Origin of the sequence: Vibrio sp. 1562, assembly GCF_033340155.1 — a bacterium.
GTDB classification, from domain to species: Bacteria; Pseudomonadota; Gammaproteobacteria; order Enterobacterales; family Vibrionaceae; genus Vibrio; species Vibrio alginolyticus.
The window spans coordinates 1-704 of the sequence record NZ_JAWOVY010000342.1 but is presented as its reverse complement, the minus strand read 5'-3'; the positions used below and the strand labels follow the sequence as shown (position 1 = coordinate 704).

The window sequence follows — 704 nt, the reverse complement described above, 5'->3', positions numbered from 1 at the left end:
CTACCTTGTGCATCAACATCCTTTGCTGTATTCGGTATTACAACTGCTAGGTGGCAGTTACCTACTTTACCTCGGTGTTGGGGCCCTGCGCGGCGTGATCGCTACGATCAAAAACCCGCAAACGGATCAAAAAAATAAAACAAACAGCTTCGTGATCAGCAACAAACGTCAGGCTTTTGCCAAAGGTTTTGCAACCAACATTCTCAACCCCAAAGCACTGGTTTTCTTCATCAGCTTGATGTCGAGCTTGGTGCCAGCCGGAATGTCGGTCTCAGGCAAAAGCATCGCGTTAGTTATCCTGTTCAGCTTGTCTCTGGTTTGGTTTTCTAGCTTGGCGTGGATGCTCTCAACGCAACGTTTACAACGTCGATTACAACAGGCAGGCATCTACATCGATGGCATCTGTGGTGTGGTGTTTACCCTCGTTGGCGGCAGTATCTTGGTGCAAACCATCAGCACATTAATCGGTTAACTCTCTGATTTAAAAGCGTCGCACACCCGACATTTATTAAAACGCTGACTCGACGATCTTCTCCATGGCTGCCAAGCTGAACAATCAAACTGGCAACATGGAGAGTCATCATGCAATGGACGTTCAACCGACTCGTGTCTACGGGTCTTTTTCTTAGCGCCTCTATCACCCACACCGCGTTTGCAAACCAAGCCACCGATGCGATTGCCCCAGAGCAAAGTACTGGGCTTGA

Annotated in this window: 1 protein-coding gene; it reads left to right on the top strand. The window is 48.6% G+C overall.

Annotated elements, in window-relative coordinates; all coding sequences use genetic code 11:
- Positions 1-472: LysE family translocator (locus R7Z49_RS25085; protein ID WP_318112399.1), on the top strand; the 472-nt coding region annotated here is incomplete at its 5' end.
- Positions 473-704 lie beyond the last annotated feature (232 nt).